This window comes from uncultured Clostridium sp., from assembly GCF_934754915.1.
Taxonomy (GTDB): domain Bacteria; phylum Bacillota; class Clostridia; order Clostridiales; family Clostridiaceae; genus Clostridium.
Genome location: NZ_CAKVKB010000004.1, coordinates 24386 through 51059, shown reverse-complemented (window position 1 = coordinate 51059; position 26674 = coordinate 24386). Strand labels below are relative to the sequence as shown.

Annotated in this window: 27 protein-coding genes; 26 read left to right on the top strand and 1 reads right to left on the bottom strand. The window is 29.8% G+C overall.

What is annotated here, in order from left to right; translation table 11 throughout:
* The first annotated feature begins 6 nt into the window (after positions 1–6).
* From rimM to Q0F58_RS01520, 5 genes are all read left to right on the top strand, one after another.
* Positions 7–507, top strand: a complete 501-nt coding sequence (gene rimM / locus Q0F58_RS01540; protein WP_294371562.1) for a ribosome maturation factor RimM — start codon at positions 7–9, stop codon at positions 505–507.
* Entirely contained in the window at positions 497–1216 is a 720-nt protein-coding gene (trmD, locus tag Q0F58_RS01535; RefSeq protein WP_294371561.1) for a tRNA (guanosine(37)-N1)-methyltransferase TrmD, read from the top strand. The genes rimM and trmD overlap by 11 nt, the downstream gene beginning before the upstream one ends.
* Before the next feature lie 134 nt (positions 1217–1350).
* Complete coding sequence (rplS, locus tag Q0F58_RS01530) at positions 1351–1701, top strand: 50S ribosomal protein L19 (protein WP_294371558.1); 351 nt, start codon at positions 1351–1353, stop codon at positions 1699–1701.
* Between the two features lie 410 nt (positions 1702–2111).
* Positions 2112–2975, top strand: coding sequence for a ribosome biogenesis GTPase YlqF (gene ylqF, locus Q0F58_RS01525; protein WP_294371555.1), 864 nt, complete (start codon positions 2112–2114; stop codon positions 2973–2975).
* Between the two features lies 1 nt (position 2976).
* On the top strand, positions 2977–3798 hold the full coding sequence (locus Q0F58_RS01520; RefSeq protein ID WP_294371553.1) for a ribonuclease HII: 822 nt from the start codon (positions 2977–2979) through the stop codon (positions 3796–3798).
* An 83-nt stretch (positions 3799–3881) separates the two neighbouring features.
* Here Q0F58_RS01520 and Q0F58_RS01515 read toward each other — a convergent pair whose 3' ends face one another.
* A complete protein-coding gene (locus tag Q0F58_RS01515) occupies positions 3882–4256 on the bottom strand; it encodes a YraN family protein (protein WP_294371551.1) in 375 nt (124 codons plus the stop codon).
* 202 nt (positions 4257–4458) lie between these two features.
* Between Q0F58_RS01515 and Q0F58_RS01510 the strand changes: the two genes are divergently transcribed.
* From Q0F58_RS01510 to Q0F58_RS01410, 21 genes are all read left to right on the top strand, one after another.
* Positions 4459–5982 (top strand): YifB family Mg chelatase-like AAA ATPase, encoded by a 1524-nt coding sequence (locus Q0F58_RS01510; protein WP_294371548.1) that lies wholly within the window; start codon positions 4459–4461, stop codon positions 5980–5982.
* 11 nt (positions 5983–5993) lie between these two features.
* The gene (gene dprA / locus Q0F58_RS01505) at positions 5994–7055 is read left to right on the top strand and encodes a DNA-processing protein DprA (RefSeq protein WP_294371546.1); all 1062 of its coding nucleotides are present in this window, start codon (positions 5994–5996) and stop codon (positions 7053–7055) included.
* Positions 7056–7102: 47 nt separating this feature from the next.
* Positions 7103–9196, top strand: a complete 2094-nt coding sequence (gene topA, locus Q0F58_RS01500; protein WP_294371544.1) for a type I DNA topoisomerase — start codon at positions 7103–7105, stop codon at positions 9194–9196.
* A gap of 197 nt (positions 9197–9393) precedes the next feature.
* On the top strand, positions 9394–10170 hold the full coding sequence (gene codY / locus Q0F58_RS01495) for a GTP-sensing pleiotropic transcriptional regulator CodY (protein WP_294371541.1): 777 nt from the start codon (positions 9394–9396) through the stop codon (positions 10168–10170).
* 573 nt (positions 10171–10743) lie between these two features.
* Positions 10744–11445 (top strand): 30S ribosomal protein S2, encoded by a 702-nt coding sequence (rpsB, locus tag Q0F58_RS01490; RefSeq protein ID WP_294371538.1) that lies wholly within the window; start codon positions 10744–10746, stop codon positions 11443–11445.
* 100 nt (positions 11446–11545) lie between these two features.
* Positions 11546–12463, top strand: coding sequence for a translation elongation factor Ts (gene tsf, locus Q0F58_RS01485; protein WP_294371536.1), 918 nt, complete (start codon positions 11546–11548; stop codon positions 12461–12463).
* A 240-nt stretch (positions 12464–12703) separates the two neighbouring features.
* Positions 12704–13417 (top strand): UMP kinase, encoded by a 714-nt coding sequence (gene pyrH, locus Q0F58_RS01480; RefSeq protein WP_294371533.1) that lies wholly within the window; start codon positions 12704–12706, stop codon positions 13415–13417.
* A gap of 10 nt (positions 13418–13427) precedes the next feature.
* On the top strand, positions 13428–13985 hold the full coding sequence (gene frr, locus Q0F58_RS01475; protein ID WP_294371531.1) for a ribosome recycling factor: 558 nt from the start codon (positions 13428–13430) through the stop codon (positions 13983–13985).
* Positions 13986–14098: 113 nt separating this feature from the next.
* Positions 14099–14860 carry an isoprenyl transferase gene (locus Q0F58_RS01470; RefSeq protein ID WP_294371529.1) on the top strand — a complete coding sequence of 254 codons (762 nt, stop codon included), beginning with the start codon at positions 14099–14101 and terminating at the stop codon, positions 14858–14860.
* A gap of 15 nt (positions 14861–14875) precedes the next feature.
* On the top strand, positions 14876–15670 hold the full coding sequence (locus Q0F58_RS01465; RefSeq protein ID WP_294371527.1) for a phosphatidate cytidylyltransferase: 795 nt from the start codon (positions 14876–14878) through the stop codon (positions 15668–15670).
* Between the two features lie 440 nt (positions 15671–16110).
* A complete protein-coding gene (locus tag Q0F58_RS01460; RefSeq protein WP_294371524.1) occupies positions 16111–17082 on the top strand; it encodes an AI-2E family transporter in 972 nt (323 codons plus the stop codon).
* Between the two features lie 27 nt (positions 17083–17109).
* The gene (locus Q0F58_RS01455) at positions 17110–18270 is read left to right on the top strand and encodes a 1-deoxy-D-xylulose-5-phosphate reductoisomerase (protein WP_294371521.1); all 1161 of its coding nucleotides are present in this window, start codon (positions 17110–17112) and stop codon (positions 18268–18270) included.
* Positions 18271–18287: 17 nt separating this feature from the next.
* A complete protein-coding gene (gene rseP, locus Q0F58_RS01450) occupies positions 18288–19301 on the top strand; it encodes an RIP metalloprotease RseP (protein WP_294371518.1) in 1014 nt (337 codons plus the stop codon).
* Positions 19302–19707: 406 nt separating this feature from the next.
* Positions 19708–20757 carry a flavodoxin-dependent (E)-4-hydroxy-3-methylbut-2-enyl-diphosphate synthase gene (gene ispG / locus Q0F58_RS01445; RefSeq protein ID WP_294371515.1) on the top strand — a complete coding sequence of 350 codons (1050 nt, stop codon included), beginning with the start codon at positions 19708–19710 and terminating at the stop codon, positions 20755–20757.
* 242 nt (positions 20758–20999) lie between these two features.
* Complete coding sequence (rimP, locus tag Q0F58_RS01440; protein WP_294371511.1) at positions 21000–21461, top strand: ribosome maturation factor RimP; 462 nt, start codon at positions 21000–21002, stop codon at positions 21459–21461.
* Positions 21462–21478: 17 nt separating this feature from the next.
* Positions 21479–22633: a transcription termination factor NusA gene (gene nusA / locus Q0F58_RS01435; protein WP_294371508.1), complete on the top strand. Its 1155-nt coding sequence runs from the start codon at positions 21479–21481 to the stop codon at positions 22631–22633.
* A gap of 15 nt (positions 22634–22648) precedes the next feature.
* On the top strand, positions 22649–22915 hold the full coding sequence (locus Q0F58_RS01430; RefSeq protein ID WP_294371506.1) for an RNase P modulator RnpM: 267 nt from the start codon (positions 22649–22651) through the stop codon (positions 22913–22915).
* Complete coding sequence (locus tag Q0F58_RS01425) at positions 22908–23225, top strand: ribosomal L7Ae/L30e/S12e/Gadd45 family protein (RefSeq protein WP_294371503.1); 318 nt, start codon at positions 22908–22910, stop codon at positions 23223–23225. Before Q0F58_RS01430 ends, Q0F58_RS01425 begins: the two co-directional genes overlap by 8 nt.
* A 17-nt stretch (positions 23226–23242) precedes the next feature.
* Positions 23243–25330, top strand: coding sequence for a translation initiation factor IF-2 (gene infB, locus Q0F58_RS01420; protein WP_294371501.1), 2088 nt, complete (start codon positions 23243–23245; stop codon positions 25328–25330).
* Positions 25331–25342: 12 nt separating this feature from the next.
* On the top strand, positions 25343–25696 hold the full coding sequence (rbfA, locus tag Q0F58_RS01415) for a 30S ribosome-binding factor RbfA (RefSeq protein WP_294371499.1): 354 nt from the start codon (positions 25343–25345) through the stop codon (positions 25694–25696).
* Positions 25696–26673 (top strand): bifunctional oligoribonuclease/PAP phosphatase NrnA, encoded by a 978-nt coding sequence (locus tag Q0F58_RS01410; protein WP_294371497.1) that lies wholly within the window; start codon positions 25696–25698, stop codon positions 26671–26673. Before rbfA ends, Q0F58_RS01410 begins: the two co-directional genes overlap by 1 nt.
* Position 26674: the final 1 nt, after the last annotated feature.

The following is a 26674-nucleotide window of genomic DNA, read 5'->3' as shown; positions in this document are numbered from 1 at the left end:
AATTTATTGGAAAAACAATTATTCAAAATAGGGCAGATAATAAATACTCATGGAATTAAGGGAGAAGTAAAAGTTTATCCTTTAACAGAAGATGTAAATAAATTCAAACGCTTAAAAACAGTTTTAGTGGGCGGCGTAAATATGAATATATTGGGCGTTAAATTTCAGAAAGACAGAGTGATTCTTAAACTTGAAGGTGTAGATACAATGAATGATGCAGAAACATATAAGCAGAAGTATATTGAAATACCTAGGGATGAGGAACCTGAACTTCCAGAAGACACATATTACGTATCAGATTTAAAGCTATGTACTGTATATGATACTAATGGTAAGGAATTGGGAAAAGTGTTTGATGTAATAAGTACTCGTAATAATGATGTTTATTGGATAAAACAGCCTAAAGAACTTTTGATTCCGGTTCTTAGGGATATAGTTCTGGATGTTGACATAGATGAAAAGAAAATACTTATAAGACCAGTAGGTGAGTGGCAGGATGAAGATTAATATTTTAACGCTTTTTCCAGAAATGTTTTCAATTTTTGAACATAGCATTATAGGAAGAGCGCGTGAAAATAAAATCATTGATATGGAAGTTTTTAATATAAGGGATTTTACATTAAATAAGCACAGAAAAGTAGATGATTACCCTTATGGAGGAGGAGCTGGAATGGTTATGGCTCCACAGCCTCTTGTAGATAGTATAAGACATGTCAAAGAAAATAATAATGGTAAAGTTATTTTTTTAGGACCAAGAGGAAAGACTTTTAATCAGGAAATGGCAAATGAGTTGTCAAAAGAAGAAAATCTTATATTTGTGTGTGGCCATTATGAAGGAATAGATGAAAGAGTATATAAGCATATTGATATGGAAATATCTCTTGGAGATTTTGTTCTTACAGGTGGAGAAATGGCAGCTATTCCTGTAATAGATTCTATTTTAAGACTCATACCAGGTGTTCTTGGAAAAGAAGAAAGTTTTATGGAAGAATCATTTTATAATGGTCTTTTAGAATACCCTCAATACACAAGACCTGAAGAATTTGAAGGAGACAGGGTTCCGGATATACTTTTATCAGGTCATCACGAAAATATAAGAAAGTGGAGAAGGCTTCAATCTCTTGAAATTACAAAGGAAAGAAGACCTGATATGTATGAGAAAATAGAACTGACAAAGGAAGACTTGAAGATTTTGAAAAAAGCTAATGAAAAGTAAAAAATATATAATTTATTTGTTGAAATAAAAAAAAATCTGTGGTATTATTAATTTTGTGCTAGTACGGGCGTTCCTCTGTCTACATGAAAAACTGTGTTATGAACGTCAAATTATCGTTAAGGAGGGAATGCACAATGAACGAAATAATAAAAGCTATTGAAGCTGAACAAATCAGAACTGACTTACCTGCTTTTGCAATTGGAGATACTATAAAGGTATATGTAAAGATTCAAGAAGGTAACAAAGAAAGAATCCAAATGTTCGAAGGAACAGTAATCAAAAAACAAAATGGTGGTTTAAGAGAAACTTTCACAGTAAGAAGAGTTGCTTACGGAACTGGTGTTGAAAGAACATTCCCAATAAATGCGCCAATCATCGATAAGATTGAAGTAGTAAGAAAAGGTAAAGTAAGAAGAGCTAAACTTTACTACTTAAGAGACAGAGTTGGTAAGGCTGCTAAAGTTAAAGAATTATTAACTAGATAATATAAAAAGGGGACTGGTTCAGTCCTTTTTTTATTGTATAACAAAATACAATTTTCAATAATAGTAATCATGGTCTGCAAGGCAGATTTTTTTATTATTTAAAAGATTTTGTATCAGGTTGGAACATTAAAGTTTATGTTTTATAGATAATACACAAACAATGACAGGACATAATAGAACATTAAATCCAGATTATATAGGAAATAATTTTTAAAATATATATTATGAAATGTATATTGTTTTTATAATATAAGGAAATAAATTTATAACATATTGCAATTGATAATGAATAATTGTTAGTGAAGAATGAAATCGCTGCAATATTTTTTTAATGTATTGAATGAATTTTAAATTTAATATTGCAACATATATATTATGTTTGTATTAAAATTAATAAAGGAGGAATTAAAATGGCTATAAACTGGTTTCCTGGGCATATGAGAAAAACTCAGAGGGAGATTAAGGAAAACTTAAAATTGGTTGATGCTGTTATCGAAATAAGAGATGCCAGAATACCTAGAAGTTCAGCAAACCCTGATATTGATAGATTATTAGAAGGCAAACCAAGAATTATACTTTTAAATAAAAGTGATCTTACAGACAGCAAAATCACAAAAGAATGGATAGATTATCTTACTACTGATAATGTAAAGGTTCTTGAAGTAAATTGCCTTAAGGGGGATGGATTAAAAGCAATAAAACCGGCATTGATGAATCTCTTGAAAGAAAAACATGACAGATTAAAGGCAAAAGGCATGGCAAAAATCATAACAAGAGTAATGGTTGTAGGAATACCTAATGTAGGTAAATCTACATTTATAAATAAAATGGCAAGAAACAATATTGCTAAAACTGGTGACAGACCAGGTGTTACAAAAAGCAAACAATGGATTAAAACTTCAATTGGAATTGAACTTTTAGACACTCCAGGGGTATTATGGCCTAAATTTGAAGATGATACGACTGCTTTAAATCTAGCATTTACAGGAGCTATAAAAGATGAAATAATGGATATAGAAGAATTAGCATTAAAACTTGTTGAAAGATTACAGAGCAGCTATGAAACTCAATTAAAGGAAAGATATAAGCTTCAGGAAATTTTTGAAAATCCTTTGGACACATTAGATGCAATTGGTAAAAAGAGAGGAACTCTTATTTCTGGTGGTCAGATTGATTATAACAGAATAGCTGTTATTCTGCTGGATGAATTTAGAGGTGGAAAAATTGGAAAACTATCTTTAGAACGTCCTACAGAAAATGAAAGTGAAGCCTAAAATGACAATAATTAATGAAGATATAAAATCTTTATCATTTGCACAAATCAAAGAAGAGATTTCAAAAATTTCAATAATTAATGAATATAAAAATAATAATTCAGAAAAAATAATTAACTGGCTTGAAAAAGATAAACGTAAAAATGTATTGTCTTTAAGTGTCAAATTAAGAAAAGAAATAGAAGCATATCTGAAAGAAGTTAAAAGAGTGAGAAAAATGTATGATTTTGACAAATCTTTTGGGAATTACAAATATATTGCAGGTGTAGATGAAGTGGGCCGAGGCCCTCTTGCTGGTCCTATAGTGGCCTGCAGTATAATGCTTGATTTAGACGTATTAGATGATGAACTTATATTATATATTAATGATTCGAAAAAGTTAAGAGAAAGCAAAAGAGAAGAGTTAGCACAAATAATAAAGGAAAAGGCCTTGTGCTATCATATAGCAGAATGTTCAAACTATGAAATAGATGAGATTGGCATAGGTGTAGCTAATAACAAAGTATTTTTGGAAAGCTGCAATTCTCTTGAGATTAAACCAGATCTTGTTTTGTCAGATGGATATCTTGTAAAAGGTATAGAAATAGAAAATAAGTCAGTTGTAAAAGGTGATACTAAAAGTGCGTGTATTGCTGCTGCATCTATAGTGGCAAAAGTATATAGGGATAATCTTATGAAAGAATATGCTAAAAAATATACTCATTATGATTTTGAAAATAATGCTGGATATGGAACTGCAAAACATATGAATGCTATTAGAAAATATGGAAAATGTGATATACATAGAAATAGTTTTCTTAAAAATTTACTAAATAATAATTAAGGTTATAGAAGGATAGTGATTTTTGTGAGTCGCTATCCTATTTTTAGCTTTATTATAAGTATAGAAAAAACTTATATTTTATATTAATAATATAATCTAAAAGCATCTTTAATATGATTGATTTTGTATAAAGAATTATTAGTATTAAGTAAAATTTCAATTACATCAAATCTAATATTTATATTAAAGAATTTTTTATATGAAATATAGCAATAGGCAGTTTTTATTATAGAATTTTGTTTTTTATAGTTTACAGATTCTTGAGGATATCCATAATTTAAATTATATCGTCCTTTCACTTCAACTATGACTAAAATATTTTCTTTTAAACAGATTATATCTATTTCACCAAGACGATTTCTAAAATTGAGCTCTAATATACTGTATCCCTTTTGAATCAAAAATTCTGCAGCAAGCTTTTCTGAAAAATTTCCAACAATTTTATTAAATTTTTTCACGATTCTAATCCTTTCTTTGTCAATATGAATAAATGTATATAGACTTTAATTGGCGGTGAAAATTATGTAAAGGTTCTATGTATAAACATTATCTTGTGGGTATTACAAATAGAATTATTAACAAGAAAAAGTTTTAATAATCATTTTTAGTTATTTGAATTAATATTAAAATCTATGTCTATAATTCTTAAGGGTGATGTAAATGGCAGTAAAAATAATAAGTGCAACGTATAATAATCTTGAAGGAATTCTTATAAATGTTGAAGTTGATATATGCAAGGGCCTTCCGCAGTTTTCTATAGTTGGTCTTCCTGATGCATCAGTAAAGGAAGCAAAAGAGAGGGTGCGTGCAGCAATTGTTAACTGTGGATATGAATTTCCTCTTGGAAGAATAACAATAAATTTAGCTCCAGCAGATGTAAGGAAGATAGGTTCCTTATTGGATCTTCCTATAGCATTAGGAATTCTTATGGAATCAGAACAAATAAAAACCTGTAATATTGAGGAGTATGTGATATTTGGTGAATTGTCTCTTCTAGGTGAGCTTAAATCAGTAAAAGGAAGCATTCCTATAATAATAGAAGGGAACAGTAGAAACAAACATAAATTTATATTTCCATATAAAAATCTTGAAGAAAGTTTTTATATTAAAGGAGAAGACTACTATCCATTTAAAAATTTAAAAGAAGTTATTTCATTTCTTACATATAAAGATGTTATGCCATATGAATGGAATGAAAATGAGAGCAAAGATAATGAACAAGATATTCTTTTTGATTTTGGAGAAATAATTGGTCAATATTCATCTAAAAGGGCAATGGAAATTGCAGCAGCAGGGAAGCATAATATTGTGCTTTATGGAGAACCTGGATGTGGAAAAACAATGCTTGCAAAAGCACTGATTTCTATACTTCCTAAACTTACACAGGAAGAATTGCTTGAAGTTGCTAAAATATATAGCACTTGTGGATTGATGAAAGAAAAATCATTGCTTAAGAGACCTTTTAGAGCGCCTCATCATACAAGTACAAAGGCGTCTTTAATAGGAGGAGGAAAAGAGGTAAAACCTGGAGAAATTACTCTTGCTCATAATGGTGTTTTATTTTTAGATGAAATTTTAGAGTTTAAGAAAGAGGTTCTAGAATGTTTAAGAGAACCACTAGAACAGAAAAATGTGAACATAACAAGACTGTGTGGAAGTTATACTATGCCAGCAGATTTCTTGCTTGTAGCGGCTTTTAATCCTGTAGAAAGAAGAGATATAAATACATATGAAGATGATTTTTATGAATTAAATGCTTATACAGACAAATACATAAAGAAATTTTCTAGTGCATTGCTGGACAGAATAGATATTCTTCAGTATGTACCAAGAATAAAGTATGAAGAAATAAGTGGAAAGTATGATTCGTATAACTCTAAAATTATGAGGGAAAATGTGATAAAAGCTAGAATTATGCAAGAAAAAAGATTAAAAGGGACTGAGTATAAATATAATTCTGACATTCAAGGAAAGGATATTTTCCAATTATGTAGAGTAAATAAGCAGTGTAAGAAAATACTTGAATACTATTACAAAAAATCGAACGTATCTTTAAGAGGATATGGAAAAGTACTTAAACTGGCAAGGACTATTGCAGACCTTGAAGGTAATAAGGATATTATTGAAGAAAATTTATTAGAAGCTTTTAGTTATAGAAAAAATATTAATGGAGAAGTTATATAGGAGAGAAATTTATGAATTATGATCTATGGTTAGCTCTTTTAGATATTGAATCAAGTCTTAAAATAAATCTTATAGATAGATATGGCAGTGCAGAAAATGTATATAATGATTTTGAATATATACAGTCACATGAAAAGATTAAGAGTAAAAATTTAAAAAAAATTGAAAAAAATTTTTTGTGGGATGAAGTTTGTAAAAATGAAGAAAAATTATATAAAAATGGGATAGGGTTTATAACATATGCAGATTCCTTGTATAAAGAGACTTTCCGCAGAATTTTAGACCCACCATATTTTTTGTTTTTTAAGGGTAATATTCAAGTGATTAATAATTATTCAATAGGAGTTATAGGGGCAAGAAAATGCTCAAATTATGGTTTATCTGCAACAAAAGTCTTGACAAAGGAGCTTATTACTAATAATATTACGCTTATAAGCGGAGGTGCAAGAGGTGTTGATTCTGTTGCACATAAAACTGCATTAGAAAATGGCGGAATAAATATATCTGTATTAGGATGTGGAATCGATGTTTCTTATCCTGCAGAAAATAAAAAGCTGTTTTCACAAATAGAAGAAAAGGGAGTAGTAATTTCTGAATTCTTACTGAATACTCCACCACTAAGATATAATTTTCCAAGGAGAAATAGAATAATAAGTGGACTTAGCAGTGGAATAATAGTAACTGAAGCATCAAAAAAGAGTGGATCTTTAATAACTGCAAGAATTGCATTAAAACAAAAAAAACCAGTTATAGTGGTTCCAGGATCGATATTCTATAATGGTGCTGAAGGATCCAATGAATTTATGAAAAAAGAAGGAGTAACAGTGTGTGTAGGAATAGAAGATTTGCAGTTGATATTATCATTAGATCATAATATACAAATAAAACCTATGATAAAATCACCAGAAAAGAAGAAAATATTGAAGTATATAAGTAATGTACCTATACATATTGATGAAATCTTTAAAAAAACAGGTTTTGAAAGAGGTGCCTTATATGCATTATTATTCGAAATGCAAATTAAAGATGAAATTATTTGTTTACCCGGAAATTACTATGTAAAAACAATTTGAAAAATATAGGGGGTGAATACTTCATAAGTATTTTATGAAGTTATACTATGGGTCAAAAACTTGTAATTGTAGAGTCGCCAGCAAAAGCAAAAACAATTGGCAAATATCTTGGAAAAAATTATATTGTAGAAGCATCAATGGGGCATGTTAGAGATTTGCCAAAAAGTAAATTAGGTGTAGATGTAGAAAATAATTATGAACCTAAATATATTACAATAAGAGGAAAAGGTGAATTAATAGATAAATTGAGAAAAGCTGCTAAAAAGGCAGATAAAGTATATTTGGCAACAGACCCTGACCGTGAGGGAGAAGCTATATCATGGCATCTTGCTAATATTTTAAAAATATCAGAAGATGAAACATGCAGAATAGTCTTTAATGAAGTAACAAAAACAGCTGTAAAAGCATCTATAAAAGAAGCTAGAAAGATAAATATTAATCTTGTAGATGCGCAACAGGCTAGAAGAGTATTAGACAGATTAGTTGGTTATGAGATAAGTCCTATATTATGGAAGAACGTTAAATGGGGGCTTAGTGCAGGTAGAGTTCAATCTGCAGCATTAAAGCTGATATGCGATAGAGAAAAAGAAATAAAAGATTTTATTCCTAAAGAATATTGGTCCATTGACTGTGTATTAAAAAAGGAAAGAAAGAAATTTCCTATAAGACTTTCAACATATAAAAATAAAAAAATAGAACTTACAAGTGAAGATGAATGTAATAAAGTTATAGAAGAACTTAATAATGGAGCGTTTATAGTTAAAAGTATAAAAAAAGGAAAGAAGGTAAGGAATCCGCTTCCACCATTTACAACTAGTACTCTTCAGCAGGATGCTAATAGAAAGTTAAATTTTAACACTAAAAGAACAATGTCTATTGCTCAGGTTTTATATGAAGGTGTTGAAATTAAAGGACATGGAACTATAGGTTTAATAACATATATGAGAACCGATTCTGTAAGAATATCAGAAGAAGCTCAAGAGAAGGCTAAAGGATTTATTGAAGAAAGTTATGGAAAACAATATCTTCCTGAAAATGTAAGAGTATATAAGAGTAAAAAAAATATTCAGGATGCTCATGAAGCTATAAGACCGACATATATGGATATTACACCAGAAGTTGCAAAAGAAAATTTAACTTCAGAACAATATAAATTATATTCATTAATATGGAAAAGATTTATTGCGAGTCAGATGGCTTCATGTATTTTGAATACAAATTCAATTGAAATTTTAAATGGAGATTACAAATTTAAAGCTTCTGGTTCAATTGTTGATTTTGATGGATTTATGAAAATTTATGAATATACCAATGAAGATGACGAAAATTCAGTAAATCTTCCAGCGTTAGAAGAAAATGAAGAACTTAAAACAGCAAGTCTTGAAGGAAGTCAACATTTTACACAACCAGCACCAAGATATTCAGAAGCTTCATTTGTAAAACTTTTAGAAGAAAAGGGAATAGGAAGACCAAGTACTTATGTTCCAACTATAACTACTCTGCTTGGAAGAGCTTATATTGTGCGTGAGAAAAAAACATTGATTCCAACAGAACTTGGTGAAATCGTAAATAATATAATGTGTGAATATTTTAAACAGATAGTTGATACGGATTTTACTGCGGATATGGAAAGAAAACTAGATGATGTTGAAATGGGAAATGAAAATTGGAGAGAGATTGTATCTGGATTCTTTACACCGCTTCAAGAAGCAATTGATAAAGCAGAAAGAGAAATTTCAAAGGTTGTTATTGAAGATAAAGTAAGTGATGTAAAATGCGAAAAATGTGGACGTATGATGGTTATAAAAAGAGGACGATATGGAGAGTTTTTAGCATGTCCTGGATACCCAGAATGTAAAAATGCAAAACAGATAATTGAAAAGTTAGATGTACCATGTCCTAAATGTGGCAAACCTATTGTTGCAAGAAAAAGTAAAAAAGGAAAAAGATTTTTTGGATGTTCTGGATATCCAGAATGTGATTTTGTAAGCTGGAATGAACCTGTTAAAGAAAAATGTCCTAAGTGCAATTCATATATGGTTTTAAAATATTCAAAAACAAAAGGGAATTATATACAATGCTCTAATACTGAATGTGATTATAAAGAGCCAGTTAAGGAAGAAAAGAAGGAAGAAGAGTAATTTAACAATATGTGATGGCATTCCTTTTGTTATTATATTTTGTCGAATTGTATAAAAATACTGTTGAAAACGGCAAATGTATATGTTAAACTAAAATCAATATTAAGTTGTAAAAAAATTCAATAAATTAAGAATTTTCAAACAATTATATTAAAATGTGTAATATGTGTTTATATAAAAATCTGAGGAGGATAAATATGTCATCACTATTGAATAAAACTAGAATGCTCAACAAGATTTTGCAGAAGTCAGGCAAAGATCCTGTTGCATTTGAAGATATATGTAGACTGTTAAGCGATGTGTTGGAGTGCAATGCTTATGTTATAAGTCAAAAGGGAAAAGTTTTGGGTTACGCTTTTGGACATGATTTTGAATGTGAAGCTATGAAAAAGAAAGTAATAGAGGATAAGAGATTTCCTGAAGATTATAATAAAACTTTACTTAACACTAATGATACTATTGCTAATGTTCCTAATGAAGGACGTTGTGTATTTGAGGAAATTGGAAAGTGTAAAAAGGTAGATAAATTATCTACTATTGTTCCTATAATGGGAAGCCGTGAAAGATTAGGAACTCTTATACTGGCTAGATTTGGACATAGTTTTACAGATGATGATTTAGTCCTTGTGGAATACAGTGCTACAATTGTTGGAATGGAAATGCTTAGAGCAATGCAGGATGAAATTGCAGAGGAAACAAGAAAGAAAGCAGTTGTTCAGCTTGCAATTGGAACATTATCTTATTCAGAATTAGAAGCTGTTGAACATATTTTTGATGAACTTAATGGAAACGAAGGTCTTTTAGTTGCTTCAAAAATAGCTGATAAGGTTGGGATAACAAGAAGTGTTATAGTAAATGCTTTAAGAAAATTTGAAAGTGCAGGAGTTATTGAATCAAGATCTCTTGGCATGAAGGGAACTTATATAAGAATATTAAATGAAAAGTTGGTTGAAGAATTAAGAAAAATAAAATAATAAATGTATAATATAAAGAATGCAGGATATAATATAGTCTATCCTGCATTCTTTATATTAAGTAAGTGTAACACAATTAGAAAAGTGGTAAATGTGGTAAGTATTAATTGAATTTTTTAAATTGATATAAATATCAAATACAAATAAAGATATAGTATACTGTAAATAAATATAGATATCTGGATTATATGATAATTTATAGAATTATAAATGTATATAATAAAAACAAACATTATATGATTAATGTTTCATGGAATTTCAATCAAACATAAATATGATATTTAAAAATTTTGGATATAATTAATCTTAAAATATTATAAGAATATGAATAGTGATTTTATATTATTTAATTTTTAAGGCCTATTTATAATTAACATTTATGTCTAAAATGCTGAGGTTATAAAAAAAATAAAGAAAATAAAAAATTTTTGTTGATAGGAAATATACCTTGTGATATACTATCTAAGGTAACAAAAAAATACACACATTATTGCGTTTGTAAAGACGGTGCCTTATATTAAGGGTATCTTTATAGGAAAACAATAATGGAGGTAAAAACCAGGAGGTAAGAAAATGTCAGTAATATCAATGAAACAATTATTAGAAGCTGGTGTACATTTTGGACACCAAACAAGAAGATGGAACCCTAAAATGGCTCCTTATATATTCACAGAAAGAAATGGAATATATATAATTGACTTACAAAAAACAGTAAAGAAAGCTGAAGAAGCTTACAACTTCATAAAAGAAGTTGCTGCTGAAGGTAAGGATATATTATTTGTAGGAACTAAAAAACAAGCTCAAGAAGCTATTGAAGAAGAAGCTATCAGAAGTAACATGCACTTTGTAAACAACAGATGGTTAGGTGGTATGTTAACAAACTTCACAACTATAAAGAGCAGAATCAAAAAGTTAGAAGATATTGAAACAATGCAAGAAGATGGAACTTTTGATGTTTTACCTAAGAAAGAAGTTATAAAATTAAAAGGTGAATTAGAAAAGTTACAAAAAAATCTTGGTGGTATCAGAAACTTAGATGCCTCAAATGTTGGGGCTATGTTTGTAGTTGATCCAAGAAAAGAAAAGAATGCTATATCAGAAGCTAAGATTTTAGGAATTCCAGTAGTTGCTATCGTAGATACAAACTGTGATCCAGAAGAAGTTGATTATGTAATTCCAGGTAATGATGATGCTATAAGAGCTGTTAAATTAATAACTGCTAAAATGGCTGATGCTATTATCGAAGGAAGACAAGGTGAACAATTAGCTGAATAATTTAGATATAAAAGGGTGAGTGGAGTGTAATTCAGTTACCCTTTTCCTAAATTACCAAAATGGTAAGGATTACTTTTTATGATTTAAGGAGGATTTAATAATGGCAAATATAAGTGCACAATTAGTTAAAGAACTAAGAGAAATGACTGGAGCTAAAATGATGGATTGTAAAAAAGCTCTAGTACAAACTGAAGGAAATATAGAAAAGGCTATCGAATTCTTAAGAGAAAAAGGACTTGCAGATGCAGCTAAAAAATCAGGAAGAGTTGCAGCTGAAGGTATTGTTAAGACTTTCATCTCTGCTGATAAGAAAAAAGGTTCAGTTGTTGAATTCAACTGTGAAACTGACTTCGTTGCTGCAAATGAAGAATTTGTTGCTTTTGCTGACAGATTAGCAGAAATGGCTGTTGAAACTGGAGCTGAAAATGTTGAAGCTTTATTAAATGAAAAATTTGATGGTGAAACTACAGTTTCTGACGCTTTAAAAGCATTAATAGCTAAATTAGGTGAAAACATGACTGTAAGAAGATTCACTACATTTGCTGTTGAAAATGGAGTTGTTAAGAGCTACATCCATGGTGGCGGAAGAATTGGAGTTTTAGTTGAAGTTGCATGTGATACTGCAAGCGATGTTCTTGATGAAGTTGCTAAAGAAGTATGTATGCAAATCGCAGCTGCAAACCCATTATTCTTAAGTGAAAATGATGTAGATGCTGCTTCTATAGAAAAAGAAAAAGAAATATACAGAGTTCAAGCTTTAAATGAAGGTAAACCAGAAAATATCGTTGAAAAAATGGTTGAAGGTAGAATTAAGAAATATTATAAAGAAGTTTGCTTATTAGACCAATTATGGGTTAAAGATAGTGATAAGACAATAGCTAAGTATTTAGCTGAAAAATCTAAAGAGGTTGGTTCTCCAATAACTGTAACTAGATTCGTAAGATACGAAAGAGGAGAAGGAATCGAAGTTGAAAAGGTAGACTTTGCTGCAGAAGTTGCTGCTCAAATGGGCAAATAGTTTTAACCTTTAGGAGAGAACACTTTGTGTTCTCTTTTTTTAAAGATACAAGTAGAATAATTTAGAAAATTAATACTTGATAGGTACATATGTTTTAGTAAAAAGTAAGCTTAAAATTATAGTCTGGAAATATAGTTATTTAGATCAGAAAAGCTATACATTTTCAAAGGCTTCTGATAATATAATAATGACTAGACAAGTGATAAAATCAGCCTATTAATATTCAGGAGGTAATTTAATATGTCAGGAAGTAAATACAAGAGAGTAATATTGAAGCTTTCAGGAGAAGCTTTAGCTGGAGCAAATGGATTTGGTCTTGATTTCAATGTGGCTAAGAGAATAGCATTAGAAATTAAGGAATTAGTAGATATGGGTGTTGAAGTAGGTGCCGTTGTTGGAGGTGGAAACATCTGGAGAGGAAGAAGCGGTGAAGGTATGGATAGAACTACTGCTGATTATATGGGAATGATGGCAACAACAATAAATGCATTAGCACTTCAGGATTCATTAGAACAAGTTGGAGTAATGACAAGAGTTCAGACTGCAATAGAAATGAAAGAAGTTGCTGAACCATTCATAAGAAGAAGAGCAATGAGACATCTTGAAAAAGGAAGAGTTGTTATTTTTGCAGCAGGAACAGGAAATCCATATTTTTCAACTGATACAACAGCTGCACTTAGAGCTGCTGAAATTGAAGCTGATGTAATTCTTTTAGCTAAAAAAGTTGACGGTGTTTATGATAAAGATCCTCATAAATATTCTGATGCTAAAAAATATGAAACACTATCATATCTTGAAGTTTTAGATCAAGGATTACAAGTCATGGATTCAACAGCAACTTCATTATGTATGGATAACAATATTCCAATTCTTGTATTTGGTTTAGATGAACCTGGAAATATTAAAAGGGCTGCTTGCGGAGACAATATAGGTACATTGGTATCAAAAAAATAGGAGGTTTATTATGATTAAGGATATAATTAAAAATGCAGAAGAAAAAATGCAAAAAACAATATCTGTATTAGAGTCAGATTTATCAACAATGAAAGCTGGTAGAGCTAACCCAACAATGCTTGATAGAATTCAAGTAGAATACTATGGAAGCATGTGCCCTCTTAATCAAGTGGCAAATGTATCAGCTCCAGAACCAAGAGTTTTAATGATAACTCCATGGGAAAAACCAGTACTTAAAGATATTGAAAGAGCAATATTAAAATCAGACTTAGGTTTAAATCCTTCAAATGATGGATCTGTTATAAGATTAGTTGTACCAGAACTAACAGAAGAAACAAGAAAAGCTCTTGTTAAAAATGTAAAGAAAACTGGTGAAGAAGCAAAAGTTGCTATCAGATCTATAAGAAAATCTGCCAATGATAAGATAAAAGCCTTAAAGAAAGATGGCGACATTTCAGAAGACCAAATTAAAAAAGGTGAAGATGACGTTCAAAAGAAGACAGATGCAGTTGTTAAACAGATAGATGTTATAATTGCTGCAAAAGAAAAAGAGGTTTTATCAGTTTAGTATAAAAAAACCTGCTAAAAGCAGGTTTTTTTATTAATATCCATTAATAAAATCTTTAGACAATGGGTAATTTAACGAAGAAGAGATTTTCCTGAATATAGGGGGAGAAAATAATGTTAGATATATTTAAGACAAAAAATGAAGAAAATATTAACAAAATAGAATTAGATATGAATAATATACCTAACCATATTGCTATAATTATGGATGGAAATGGACGTTGGGCTAAAGCTAGAAAACTTCCAAGAACTATGGGGCATAAAGCTGGTGTAGAAACAATAAGAAGAATATTGAAAGAGGCAACAAGACTAGGTGTTAAAAACTTAACATTATATGCATTCTCAACTGAAAACTGGGGAAGACCTAAAGACGAAGTAAGTTCACTTATGAAACTTTTAGTAACTTATTTAAGAAAAGAATTAGATGAATGTAATAAAAATGGTGTTAGAATGAATTTGTTTGGGGATATGACACGTCTTCCACAGGAATGTCAAAATGCACTTAATGATGCATTAGAAGTAACAAAAAATAATACTAGAATAAATTTGAATTTTGCTATTAATTATGGTGGAAGAGATGAAATTGTAAGAGCAATAAAACTTATTAGTTCAGATGTGAAAAATAATATTATAAAAGAAGAAGATATAAATCAAGAATTGATAGAAAAGTACTTATACACCAAAGGAATTCCTGATCCAGATCTTATAATAAGACCATCAGGGGAGCAAAGATTGAGTAATTTTTTGTTATGGCAGTGTGCTTATTCAGAATTTTGGTATTCAGATATAAATTGGCCTGATTTTAAAGAAGAAGATTTAAGACATGCAATATTTGATTATCAGAATAGAGACCGTAGATTTGGTAAAGTAAAGTAAAGGAGGTGTTATTTTTTGAAATCTAACAATAGATATTTAGGTGCTGCAATGATTGCTCCATTTATAATATTTGTTTTTCTTGGTGGAGTATACTTGAAAAGTTTTGTGTTTATATTATCATTGATGGCCTTATGGGAATTTTATAATGCATTGAGACAAAATAAATTAAAGCCTATAGATTTAGCAGGATATATCCTTCTAGCTGTTTATTATTTAACTGGAAATAATTTTGAAACTATGATGTATATATTGGTTGCTGCTACATTTTTACTTCTTATAGTTCCAGTAGTAAATTTGGAATATACATTTATAGATGTAGCATTAACATTGCTAGGTTTTGTATATGCAGGAATATTGTTTGGTACTGTATATTTGGTCAATGCAAAAGAAAATGGAAATTATCTTGTGTGGTTAATTTTTATAAGCTCATGGCTTTCAGATACAGCAGCATACTATAGTGGCAAATTTTTTGGAAAACATAAACTTTGTCCAAAAGTTTCTCCTAAAAAAACAGTAGAAGGATCAATAGGAGGACTTTTAGGTGCAACTATATTTAGTGGGATTTTTGGAATAATAGTTAATAGATATGCAAATATAATGCCTATATATAATTACTTTATAATAGGAGCATTGTGCGGAGTATTTGGACAGTTTGGAGATTTGGTGGCTTCATCAATTAAAAGATATGTTGGAATTAAAGACTATAGTAATCTTATTCCAGGGCATGGAGGAATATTAGACAGATTTGATAGTATTATTTTTTCGGCAACTGTCATATTTTATTACTTAACATTTATAATTAAGATATAATTTAAGCTCAGATACCTGAAGAAAATTCAAGTGTCTGAGTTTTATTTATATATAATTAATCTTAATAGTGTTAATAATTTGTATTGAAAGATTTTTGATAAATATATGCTTTAAGATTAAAAACACATTTGAAATTGATCTGATACATATAAAATATCAAAAAAATATTGAAAGAATTTCATCATATATTGCAAATTGTTAATTACAATATATATATATATATATTTAAAGAGCTTAAATTGGATAATGTACATTGTGAAATTTTTAAATTAGTGTAGATATTAAAAGTAAACTTATAATATGATTGATACAAATTATCTATGTCTATATCTAACAAATGAGTTACAAGTCATAATTATTTATGTAATTTATTGTGCAAATATGAGCATATAATATATTAGATAAATATCTAAATAATATTGATAGCAATTTGCAAAGGTGTGAATATTATTTTTGGGAAATATACGAAAATTTTTTATCTTATAATATCATTATTCATAACAGTTGTATTTACTTTTTTTGTAAAATATTATTTTAAGCCTTTTATGGTTGTGTTAATTATGTCTATAATATGTATGCCTGTTTATAAATTCATGATAAAACTAAATATTTATGATAAAATAGCAGGAGCATTAACGCTTATAATAGTCAATGTTATAATTATATTGATTTTAGTATATATGGGAGGAGAAATTTATGGATTATTAAAAAAAGTATATATATCAAATATAGAAATGGTAAATAGAATTATTCAAAATATATCAAAAGCAGCAGGTTTTGATTTAAATAATTTGAAAATAGGAAAGAGTGTTTTTTCAATAATAAATGATTCTAAAATAAGGCAGGGAGCTATGAATACAGGAGAAAGCATACTGGCATATTTTATAGCAAATGTATGTACTTTTTTTGTTCTTATAGATAGACAGAATATTGCGGATGTTGTGTATAGGTTATTTCCTGATAACATTATTAAGAAAATAATAAAACAAAAAGATAATTTTGTTAATATGATCAGTATACAAGGAATGCTTATATTTATATCTATGATTGAAACAATTACTGGTTTCATGATACTTGGAATCCCAAAATTCATTATGCTTGGTTTCATATGTGGAATATTAGACTTTCTTCCTTATGTAGGAACTATAATTGTATTTATTCCTATTATAATATACAATATTATAATGAAGAATTATCTTGTATCAGTTGGACTAATATGTTTATATATACTGATTCAGATTATACGAGAAATATTAGAAGCGAAGTTTTTAGGAAATAAACTTGATGTACATCCATTGGTGATATTTATTTCTATATATATGGGGGCTAAAATTTTTGGTATGCTAGGAATACTGATAGGACCAATGTATAGTATTATAGCTAAAGAAATAATATATGACGAAATACAATGAGGTACAGTTTTTAGGAGGAAATAGAAAATGAAGAAACTTTCTATATTAGGTGCAACAGGTTCTATAGGAACACAAACACTTGATGTTATAAGAAAATCTGGGAACAATTTAAAGCTTGTAGGTATTACTGCTAATACATCAGTCAATAAAGTTATAGAGATAATAGAAGAATTTAAGCCTTCTTATGTTGGCATGATGGATACTTTAAGTGCAGATAAAATAAGAACATATTGCAATGAACATAACAAAAAAATAAAAGTTCTTGAAGGAATAGAAGGATTAAATGAAATAGCATCTTTAGACGAGATTGACATAGTAGTGACATCTGTTGTTGGTATGATAGGATTAGAACCTACATTAAAAGCTATAGAAGCGAAGAAAGATATAGCACTTGCAAATAAGGAAACACTTGTCGTTGCAGGAGAGCTTGTTATGAAGGCTGCAAAAGAAAATAATGTAAGAATTCTTCCAGTAGATTCAGAACATAGTGCAATTGATCAAAGTCTCAGAGGAAATGATAGAAAAACATTAAGAAAAATAATACTTACGGCATCAGGAGGACCATTTAGAGGAAAGGTTACAAGTGATTTGAAGGATGTAAAGGTTGAAGAAGCTTTAAAACATCCAAAATGGAATATGGGAAGAAAGATATCTATAGATTCTGCTACACTTATGAATAAAGGACTTGAAGTTATAGAAGCACACTGGCTTTTTGATTGTGATTATGATAATATACAGGTATTAGTTCATCCTCAAAGTATAATACATTCTATGGTTGAATATACTGATGGAAGTATAATAGCGCAGCTTGGTGCACAAGATATGAGGCTTCCAATACAATATGCTCTTAATTATGAAGAACGTAAAAATTTGATTGCAGATACTATTGATTTCTATGAAATAAATAAGCTTACATTTGAAAAACCTGATATGGATACATTCAAGGCATTGAGATTGGCATTTAAAGCAGGAAAAATGGGAAAATTAATGCCTGCTGTTTTAAATGGAGCGAATGAAGCAGCAGTTGAATTGTTCTTAAATAAAAAGATAGGATTTTTAGATATTGCAGATTTGATAGAAAAGGCAATGGACGCATTTGAAGAGGAGGGGAAAGAAGAAGTAAGTCTTGAAAAAGTAATAGATATAGACAAAAGAGTTAAAAGATTTATAAGAGAAAGTTCGATTTAAGGAGGACATTTGAATATATGTATATAATTTTAGCTATTTTAGCTTTTGCGGTGCTTATATTTGTTCATGAACTTGGACATTTTACACTGGCTAAAATAAATGGTGTAAAGGTTGAAGAATTTTCAATAGGCATGGGGCCTAAAATATTTTCAAAGCAAGGGAAAGAAACAAAATATTCATTAGGATTATTTCCTATTGGTGGCTATGTAAGTATGATGGGAGAAGATGAAGCTGTTGATGATGAAAGAAGTTTTTCAATGAAATCTCCTTTAAGAAGAATTACTATAATAGTTGCAGGAGTATTTATGAATTATGTTCTTGCAATATGTATTTTTACTGGATATATAAACAATTTTGGATATACAAACACTTATGCAAATGTTATAAGAGAGGGATCTCCTGCATATGAAGCTGGACTTCAACAAGGAGATACATTTTTAAAAGTAAATGGATTTAAAGTATTTACATATGAAGATATATCTGCTGGAGTTCTAATGTCTTATGGAAATCCTATTGATGTAGTTATTGAGAGGAATGGAGAAGAAAAAGAATTTACAATAACACCTGGAATTGAAGACGAAACTGGAAGATATGTTATAGGTGTAGAATTTACAAGAGTAGCCGATCCAGGTCTATTTAAGAGTTTTACGCAGAGTTTTAAACAGACTGCATCACTTGTATCCCAGACGTTTAAAGGACTTGGAATGATATTTACAGGAAAGGCAAATTTAAAAACTGATGTGGGAGGTCCAGTTACAATAGTAAAAATGTCTGCAGCAACTGCTAAAGCGGGTATATGGCCGTTGTTATATTTTACAGCCTTTTTAAGTGTAAATCTTGCTGTGTTTAATCTTCTTCCATTTCCAGCATTAGATGGAGGATGGACTGTAATATTGTTAATTGAACTTATAACAAGAAGAAAAGTTCCTAATAAAATTGTAGAAGGTTTAAATTATGTTGGATTTATGATTTTGATTGGGCTTATGGTTCTTGTAACAGCTAAGGATATAATATTTCCAACCAATTTTTAAAGTTTAAATGAATTAATTAAAAGAAACTGTTTCATAATAATTTATTTTATGGAGCAGTTTTTATTTATAATAGATGTGTGTCGTTATTTTGGATATATTTATAATTGCATAAAAGATGCGATTAAAGAGTTAGATAGAAAATTATAGCGGCTATTTTTAAGAAAATTGAAATATTGTATTAATGAATATTATTATGTATATTGTTTACAAGTTTATATTTAAAGATATATAATATCTAAAGTAATATTAAAGCGATAAACAGAATGACCAGAGTTAATATATGTGTTCTAATAATATTAAAGTACATAATAAGTAAGGAAATCTTGTAAAGATTTTATTACTTGTTATAAGTTGTACGTTGTGTTAATGAGAGCATATATATGAAATATAAAACAGGTGGTGCAATATGAAAAGAAGAATTTCAAGAAAAGTCAAAGTTGGAAATGTATATGTTGGAGGAGATGCTCCTATTTCTATTCAATCTATGACTACAGCTCATACAAAAGATACTGAAGCAGTGCTTGCACAGATAAATGAATTGTATTTAGCAGGATGCCAGATAATAAGATGTGCAGTTCTTGATATGGAAGATGCAGAAAAACTTAAGGAAATTACAGAAAAATCACCAATTCCTGTAGTTGCAGATATACATTTTGATTATAGATTAGCTCTTAGAGCAATTGAAAATGGAGTTTCGGCTTTGAGAATAAATCCAGGCAATATTGGCAGCATAGATAGAATAAAAGCTGTTGTTGAAAGCTGTAAGAAGAAGAATATTCCTATAAGAATAGGTGTAAACTCCGGATCTCTTGAGAAAGATATATTAAAGAAACATGGAAAAGTAAATGCAGAAGGTTTAGTTGAAAGTGCATTGAGGCATGTAAAGATTTTGGAGGATTTAGATTTTTATGATATGGTAATATCAATAAAATCATCAAATGTTCCAATGATGATAGAATGCTATAAGCTTGTGGCAGAAAAATGTGATTATCCTCTTCATTTAGGTGTTACAGAAGCTGGAACAGTCCAAAGAGGAACTATAAAATCAAGTATAGGTATAGGCGCTCTTTTAGCAGAAGGTATAGGAGATACAATAAGAGTGTCATTAACAAGCAATCCAGTAAAAGAAATAAAGGTTGCAAAGGAAATACTGAAATCACTTGATCTTATAAAAGGAGGAGTGGAATTTGTTTCATGCCCTACATGCGGAAGAACTCAGATTAATCTTATAAAAATTGCAGAAGAAGTTGAGAAAAAGCTTGAAAACTGCAATAAAGATATTAAAGTTGCGGTAATGGGATGTGTAGTGAATGGACCAGGAGAGGCAAGAGAATCAGATATTGGAATTGCTGGAGGAAAAGGTGAAGGCATTATCTTTAAAAAGGGAAAAGTAATTAAAAAAGTTAAAGAAGAAGAACTTATAGATGCACTTATGGAAGAAGTAAATAAATTATAATGTGAAAATACATGTGAATATAAATTTGAGAATAGTCTTGTATTCGTGAAAAAAATATGATAAGATATAAATAGAATTTAATTCTGATAGTAAAAAAGGAGTGGGAAAAATTTTACCCGCTCTTTCTGTTTGTAACGCAACTACTACACATAGTTGCGTTTTTGATTACAAATTTTAAAACTGCATAAGATATAAATATGTCTATAAGGTTTTATAAGGATGAAAGTGAGGGTAAGAAAAATATGAATAAAAATGCATTGATTGAAAAAATTGAAGCTATGGTTAAACCTATAACTGATGAACTGTCATATAAACTTTATTATATTGAATATGTAAAAGAAAATGGGGATTTTTATTTAAGAATATATATAGATAAAGAAGAAGGCAGAATTTCTTTAAATGACTGTGAAGCAGTTTCAAGAAGAGTGAGTGAAGTAATGGATGCAGAAGATCCAATAGAAGGGGCATATTATTTAGAAGTTTCTTCTCCAGGTCTTAATAGAAGTCTTCACACTAAAGAACACTTTAAAAGTGTTTTAGGAAAAGAAGTTCTGGTTAAATTTAATGGAACAATTGAAGGTGTTAAAAACATTAAAGGAATATTAAAAGAAGTAGGCGAAGATTATATTATAGTTGAAGGTGATAAAACTATTAAAATTCCAGATGACAAAATAAAAAATGCAAATCTTGAAGGGGAAATATAGTAAGGAGGGTTTTTAAGATGAATGAAGAGTTTGTAGGTGCTCTTAAAGAATTAGTTAAAGAGAAAGGTATCTGTGAAGATTTAATTTTCACAACAATACAGGATGCATTAGTTGCTGCATATAAAAAGAACTATGCAAATGTAAATACAAATGCACAAAACGTAAAAGTGAACATTGACAGAGAAACTGGAGAAATAAAAGTATATGCTCAAAAAGTTGTTGTTGATGAAGTATATGATGATGTAACAGAAATATCTGTTGAAGAAGCTAAGGCTATAAGTCCTAAGTATGAAGTTGATGATGTTGTAGATTTAGAAGTAACACCAAAGAATTTTGGAAGAGTTGCTGCTCAGTTAGCAAAACAGGTTGTTACACAAAGAATAAAAGAAGCTGAAAGAAATATCATTTATGATGAATATAAAGAAAAAGAATTTGATATAATAACAGGAACTATATTAAGAAAAGATAAAGGTATGGTGTTTGTAAACCTTGGAAAGTTGGAAGGTGTTATAGGTCCTAATGAACAGATTCCAGGTGAAGAATATAAATTTAATGAAAAGTTAAAACTATATATAGTAGAAGTTAAAAACGGAAGCAAAGGACCTCAAATTCATGTTTCAAGAACTCATCCAGGATTAGTTAAGAGATTATTTGAACTTGAAGTTCCAGAAATATTTGATGGAGTTGTTGAAGTTAAAAGTATTTCAAGAGAAGCTGGTTCAAGAAGCAAAATAGCAGTTTATTCAAATGATGAAGAAGTAGATGCAATGGGTGCATGTGTTGGACCTAAGGGTGTAAGAGTTCAGAATATAGTAAATGAACTTAAAAATGAAAAAATTGACATAATTAAATGGAGCAAAGATCCTACTGAATTTATAGCAAATTCTTTAAGCCCTGCTAAAGTTTTATCTGTAGAAGTAGATGAAAATAATAAGACTGCTAAAGTTGTAGTTGATGATAACCAACTTTCACTTGCAATTGGTAAAGAAGGACAGAATGTAAGACTTGCTGCAAAACTTACAAATTGGAAAATTGATATAAAGAGCAAGTCACAAAAAGAAGCTTTAGATGCAGAAGAAGAAAAGTTAGTTAATATTGAAGTAGAAATTGACAATGAAGAAACTACTGATTTAAATGATTTAGAGGTTTCTAATGTTGATGTAGAAGAATAGAGAGGTGCTTTTTCTATGAAAGTCAAGAAAATTCCGTTAAGAATGTGCACAGGCTGCATGGAAATGAAACCAAAGAAAGAATTAATCAGAATTGTTAAGACTCCTGAAGGAGAAGTGTGTGTTGATTTAACTGGCAAAAAATCAGGAAGAGGTGCTTATGTATGTAAAAGCATAGATTGCCTTGAAAAGTCTTTTAAGGCAAAAAGATTGAGCAGAAATCTTGATACACCTATAAGCGAAGAAATTTATGATAAACTAAAGGAAGAAATCAGCAATGAATAGGTTTTTTAATTTTCTAAGCATTGCAAAGAAATCAAAAAATTTATTAGAAGGATATAGTAAGTGTGATGATTATAGAAACACTACTGATATATATCTTTTTGTGATGTCTAGAGATTTATCAGATAAGTCAAAGAGCAAATTTAAAAAGCATTGTGAAAATAAGAATATACCATATATTGAAGATTTCTCCAAAGAAGAATTGGGAAATCCTCTAGGTCGTAAGGAAGTTATGCTTCTTGGGGTACTGGACTCTGGGATAGCAGAAAAATTAATTAAGATATATGAGGAGGAAAAATATATGGGTAGATAAATTACGGGGGTGACTGTATGTCAAAAATAAGAGTACATGAATTAGCAAAAGAACTTAATATAAGTTCAAAGGAATTGATAACTTTATTAATGGACGAATTCAACGTAGAAGTCAAGAATCATATGAGTACTATTGAAGATGAAGATGCAGCATTAATAAAAGAATTATTAGCTGGAAATTCAGATGGAGAAGCTGAAGTAAGTGCTGAAAAAACAGGTAAGAAGAGTCTGGTTGATGAATATGAAGATCAGTTAGCAGATGAACTAAACAAGGGAAAAAAGAAAAAGAAAAAGAATAACAAACACAAAGAAGAAGCTGTGAAGGATGAGGTTAATAATAATATGGAAGAAACTCAATTAATTGAAATCGGTGAAAGCATAACAGTAAAGGAATTGGCTGAAAAGCTTAATAAACCTTCAAATGATGTTATAAGAACATTAATTTTTTCAGGGGTTATGGCAGCTATAAATCAGGAAATAGATTTTGCTACAGCTGAAAAAGTATGTACAGAATATGGTGTATTAGTTGAAAAGAAAGAAGAAAGTCAGGAATTAGAGGTCCTTGAAATAGAAGAAGATGATGAAGAAAATCTTGAAAAGAGACCACCAATAGTTACAGTAATGGGGCATGTTGACCATGGTAAAACTTCACTTCTTGATTGTATAAGAAAGACTAAAGTTACAGACACAGAAGCTGGTGGTATTACTCAGCATATAGGTGCTTATACTATAACTGTAAATGGTGAAAAAATAACATTCTTAGATACACCTGGACATGAAGCTTTCACAGCTATGAGAGCAAGAGGTGCTCAAGTTACAGATGTTGTTATATTAGTTGTTGCCGCTGATGATGGAATAATGCCTCAAACAAAAGAAGCTATTGACCACTGTAAAGCAGCAGGAGTTCCTATAGTTGTTGCTATAAATAAAATTGATAAACCAGGTGCAAATCCAGACAGAGTTAAGCAAGAACTTGCTGAACAGGGATTACTTGTTGAAGCATGGGGTGGAGATGTTATTGCAGAAGAAGTATCTGCAAAACAAAATATAAACATTGATAAATTACTTGAAATGGTGCTTTTAAGTGCTGAAATGCTTGAACTTAAAGCTAATCCTAATAGAAGAGCAGTTGGTACTGTAATAGAAGCTAAACTTGATAAAGGAAGAGGATCTGTAGCAAGTTTATTGGTTCAAAACGGAACTTTACATGTTGGTGATTCAATTTTAGTAGGTTCAACATATGGTAGAATAAGAGCAATGTTTGATGATACTGGCAAGAAAATAAAATCTGCAGGTCCTTCAATTCCAGTAGAAGTTTTAGGACTTTCAGAAGTACCTGAAGCCGGAGATAGATTTAATCAAGTTAAAGATGAAAAGACAGCAAGAAATATGGCTGAAAGCAGAAAAGAAAAATTAAAAGCTGAAAGCTTAATGGCAAATCATAGAGTTTCATTAGAAGATTTATATAATCAAATACAAGAAGGTAAGGTAAAGGAACTTGCAATAATAGTTAAAGCTGATGTTCAAGGTTCAGTTGAAGCTATAAAGCAGTCTCTTGAAAAACTTTCTACTGATGATGTAAAAGTAAGAGTTATTCATGGTGGTGTTGGAGCTATAACAGAAACTGATGTAACACTTGCAACAGCATCAAATGCTATAGTTATTGGATTTAATGTAAGACCTGATAATAATGCATCTGCTCAAGCTGATAAAGAAGGAGTAGACATTAAAACTTATAGAATCATATACGATGCTATAGAAGATATTAAATCAGCAATGATAGGTATGCTTGAACCAGAATACAGAGAAGTTGTATTAGGTACTGCAGAAGTAAGAGAAACTTACAAAATATCAAATGTTGGTACAATAGCTGGATGTTATGTAAAAGATGGAAAGCTTAAGAGAAATTCAGAAGTAAGAGTTATAAGAGATGGAATAGTTATATTTGAATCAATGTTGTCATCATTAAAGAGATTTAAAGATGATGCTAAAGAAGTTGCAGCAGGATATGAATGTGGTTTAAGCATTGATAAATTTAATGATGTTAAAGAAGGCGACATTATTGAATGTTTCATGATGGAGGCTATTGAAAGAAAAGAACTTTAAGAGGTGATAGATTTGGCAAACTACAGAGGTGGAAGAATCAACGAAGAATTCAAAAGAGAAATAAGCAGCTTGATTCAAAATGAGATAAAAGACCCAAGACTTACAGCCATGATATCTGTTACAGATGTTAAGGTTACTAAGGATTTAAGATATGCAAAAGTATATGTTAGCATTTTCTGCAATGATGAAGAAGAAAAGCAAACAAATCTTGCAGCATTAAAGGGTGCTAGTGGATTTATAAGAAAGACTGTAGGACAGAAGATAAACTTAAGACATTGTCCTGAAATAATTATTGAATTGGATGATTCTATAAATTATGGTATGCATATGGATGAATTAATTCAAAAGATAAGTAGTAAGAAATAATGAGTTTGAGTTTAATAAAAGAAGCAATATTAAAAGCAAGTAGAATTGGATTATCATTTCACACATCACCTGATGGTGATGCTATAGGAAGCACATTGGCTCTGTTGAATGCCTTAAGATATATGGGAAAGGACTCATATGTAATTTCAAGAGACGTTATCTCTGATAACTTCTCTTACATTTTATATAGTGAAGAAATTAATGGAGAAATAACAGAACCTGATAAAAGAACTGATTTGGTTATTGTTTTGGATTGTGGGAATGTAGAAAGAATAAGTGCTGATTTAAGCAATTATAAAGGAACTATAATTAACATGGATCATCATATATCAAATGAAAATTATGGCCATATCAATTTTGTTGATTCAAAAGCAGCAGCAGCATGTGAAATTGTATATATGCTTATAAAAGAGTTTAATATAGATTTACAACAAGAAAATGACAATATAAAAGCTATAGGAAATGGAATTTATACAGGTCTTGTTACAGATACAGGTTCATTTAGGCATTCCAATGTTACAAAAAGAACCCATTTAATAGCAGCAGAACTTATAGAGTGTGGAGTAAAAAATAGTGAAATACACAGCAGTTTGTTTGATAACAAGCCATTTGAAAAAATCAAGCTAATGGGAACAGTATTATCCAATATGGAACTTGTTTTAGATAATAAAGTGGCAGTTCTTTCCATACCAAAAGGATTGCTTGAAAGTTTTAATCTTCCAAATGTAGATACTTCAGATATTATTTCTATGGGTCTTGGCATAAAAGGTGTTGAAGTATCACTTCTTTTAAAAGAAGTTGAAGAAGGCACAAAGAGCAGTTTAAGATCAAAAAATGATGTTGATGTCAGAAAAGTAGCAGAAATTTTTGGCGGTGGCGGTCATGTTAAGGCAGCAGGTCTTATGCAGAAAAATATTGATATTGAAAAAGCAAAGGAAAATTTATTGAAAGCACTAAAAGAAGAAATGGAATTATAAA

What these genes read in the sequence shown, in the direction of transcription:
- Q0F58_RS01430 (WP_294371506.1), top strand. Translation starts at nt 22,649, where the DNA reads ATGAAAGTCAAGAAAATTCCGTTAAGAATGTGCACAGGCTGCATGGAA.
- rimP (WP_294371511.1), top strand. Translation starts at nt 21,000, where the DNA reads ATGAATAAAAATGCATTGATTGAAAAAATTGAAGCTATGGTTAAACCT.
- ylqF (WP_294371555.1), top strand. Translation starts at nt 2,112, where the DNA reads ATGGCTATAAACTGGTTTCCTGGGCATATGAGAAAAACTCAGAGGGAG.
- nusA (WP_294371508.1), top strand. Translation starts at nt 21,479, where the DNA reads ATGAATGAAGAGTTTGTAGGTGCTCTTAAAGAATTAGTTAAAGAGAAA.
- codY (WP_294371541.1), top strand. Translation starts at nt 9,394, where the DNA reads ATGTCATCACTATTGAATAAAACTAGAATGCTCAACAAGATTTTGCAG.
- topA (WP_294371544.1), top strand. Translation starts at nt 7,103, where the DNA reads ATGGGTCAAAAACTTGTAATTGTAGAGTCGCCAGCAAAAGCAAAAACA.
- Q0F58_RS01455 (WP_294371521.1), top strand. Translation starts at nt 17,110, where the DNA reads ATGAAGAAACTTTCTATATTAGGTGCAACAGGTTCTATAGGAACACAA.
- rseP (WP_294371518.1), top strand. Translation starts at nt 18,288, where the DNA reads ATGTATATAATTTTAGCTATTTTAGCTTTTGCGGTGCTTATATTTGTT.
- dprA (WP_294371546.1), top strand. Translation starts at nt 5,994, where the DNA reads ATGAATTATGATCTATGGTTAGCTCTTTTAGATATTGAATCAAGTCTT.
- pyrH (WP_294371533.1), top strand. Translation starts at nt 12,704, where the DNA reads ATGTCAGGAAGTAAATACAAGAGAGTAATATTGAAGCTTTCAGGAGAA.
- Q0F58_RS01510 (WP_294371548.1), top strand. Translation starts at nt 4,459, where the DNA reads ATGGCAGTAAAAATAATAAGTGCAACGTATAATAATCTTGAAGGAATT.
- Q0F58_RS01410 (WP_294371497.1), top strand. Translation starts at nt 25,696, where the DNA reads ATGAGTTTGAGTTTAATAAAAGAAGCAATATTAAAAGCAAGTAGAATT.
- trmD (WP_294371561.1), top strand. Translation starts at nt 497, where the DNA reads ATGAAGATTAATATTTTAACGCTTTTTCCAGAAATGTTTTCAATTTTT.
- Q0F58_RS01425 (WP_294371503.1), top strand. Translation starts at nt 22,908, where the DNA reads ATGAATAGGTTTTTTAATTTTCTAAGCATTGCAAAGAAATCAAAAAAT.
- Q0F58_RS01520 (WP_294371553.1), top strand. Translation starts at nt 2,977, where the DNA reads ATGACAATAATTAATGAAGATATAAAATCTTTATCATTTGCACAAATC.
- tsf (WP_294371536.1), top strand. Translation starts at nt 11,546, where the DNA reads ATGGCAAATATAAGTGCACAATTAGTTAAAGAACTAAGAGAAATGACT.
- rplS (WP_294371558.1), top strand. Translation starts at nt 1,351, where the DNA reads ATGAACGAAATAATAAAAGCTATTGAAGCTGAACAAATCAGAACTGAC.
- Q0F58_RS01470 (WP_294371529.1), top strand. Translation starts at nt 14,099, where the DNA reads ATGTTAGATATATTTAAGACAAAAAATGAAGAAAATATTAACAAAATA.
- rpsB (WP_294371538.1), top strand. Translation starts at nt 10,744, where the DNA reads ATGTCAGTAATATCAATGAAACAATTATTAGAAGCTGGTGTACATTTT.
- frr (WP_294371531.1), top strand. Translation starts at nt 13,428, where the DNA reads ATGATTAAGGATATAATTAAAAATGCAGAAGAAAAAATGCAAAAAACA.
- ispG (WP_294371515.1), top strand. Translation starts at nt 19,708, where the DNA reads ATGAAAAGAAGAATTTCAAGAAAAGTCAAAGTTGGAAATGTATATGTT.
- infB (WP_294371501.1), top strand. Translation starts at nt 23,243, where the DNA reads ATGTCAAAAATAAGAGTACATGAATTAGCAAAAGAACTTAATATAAGT.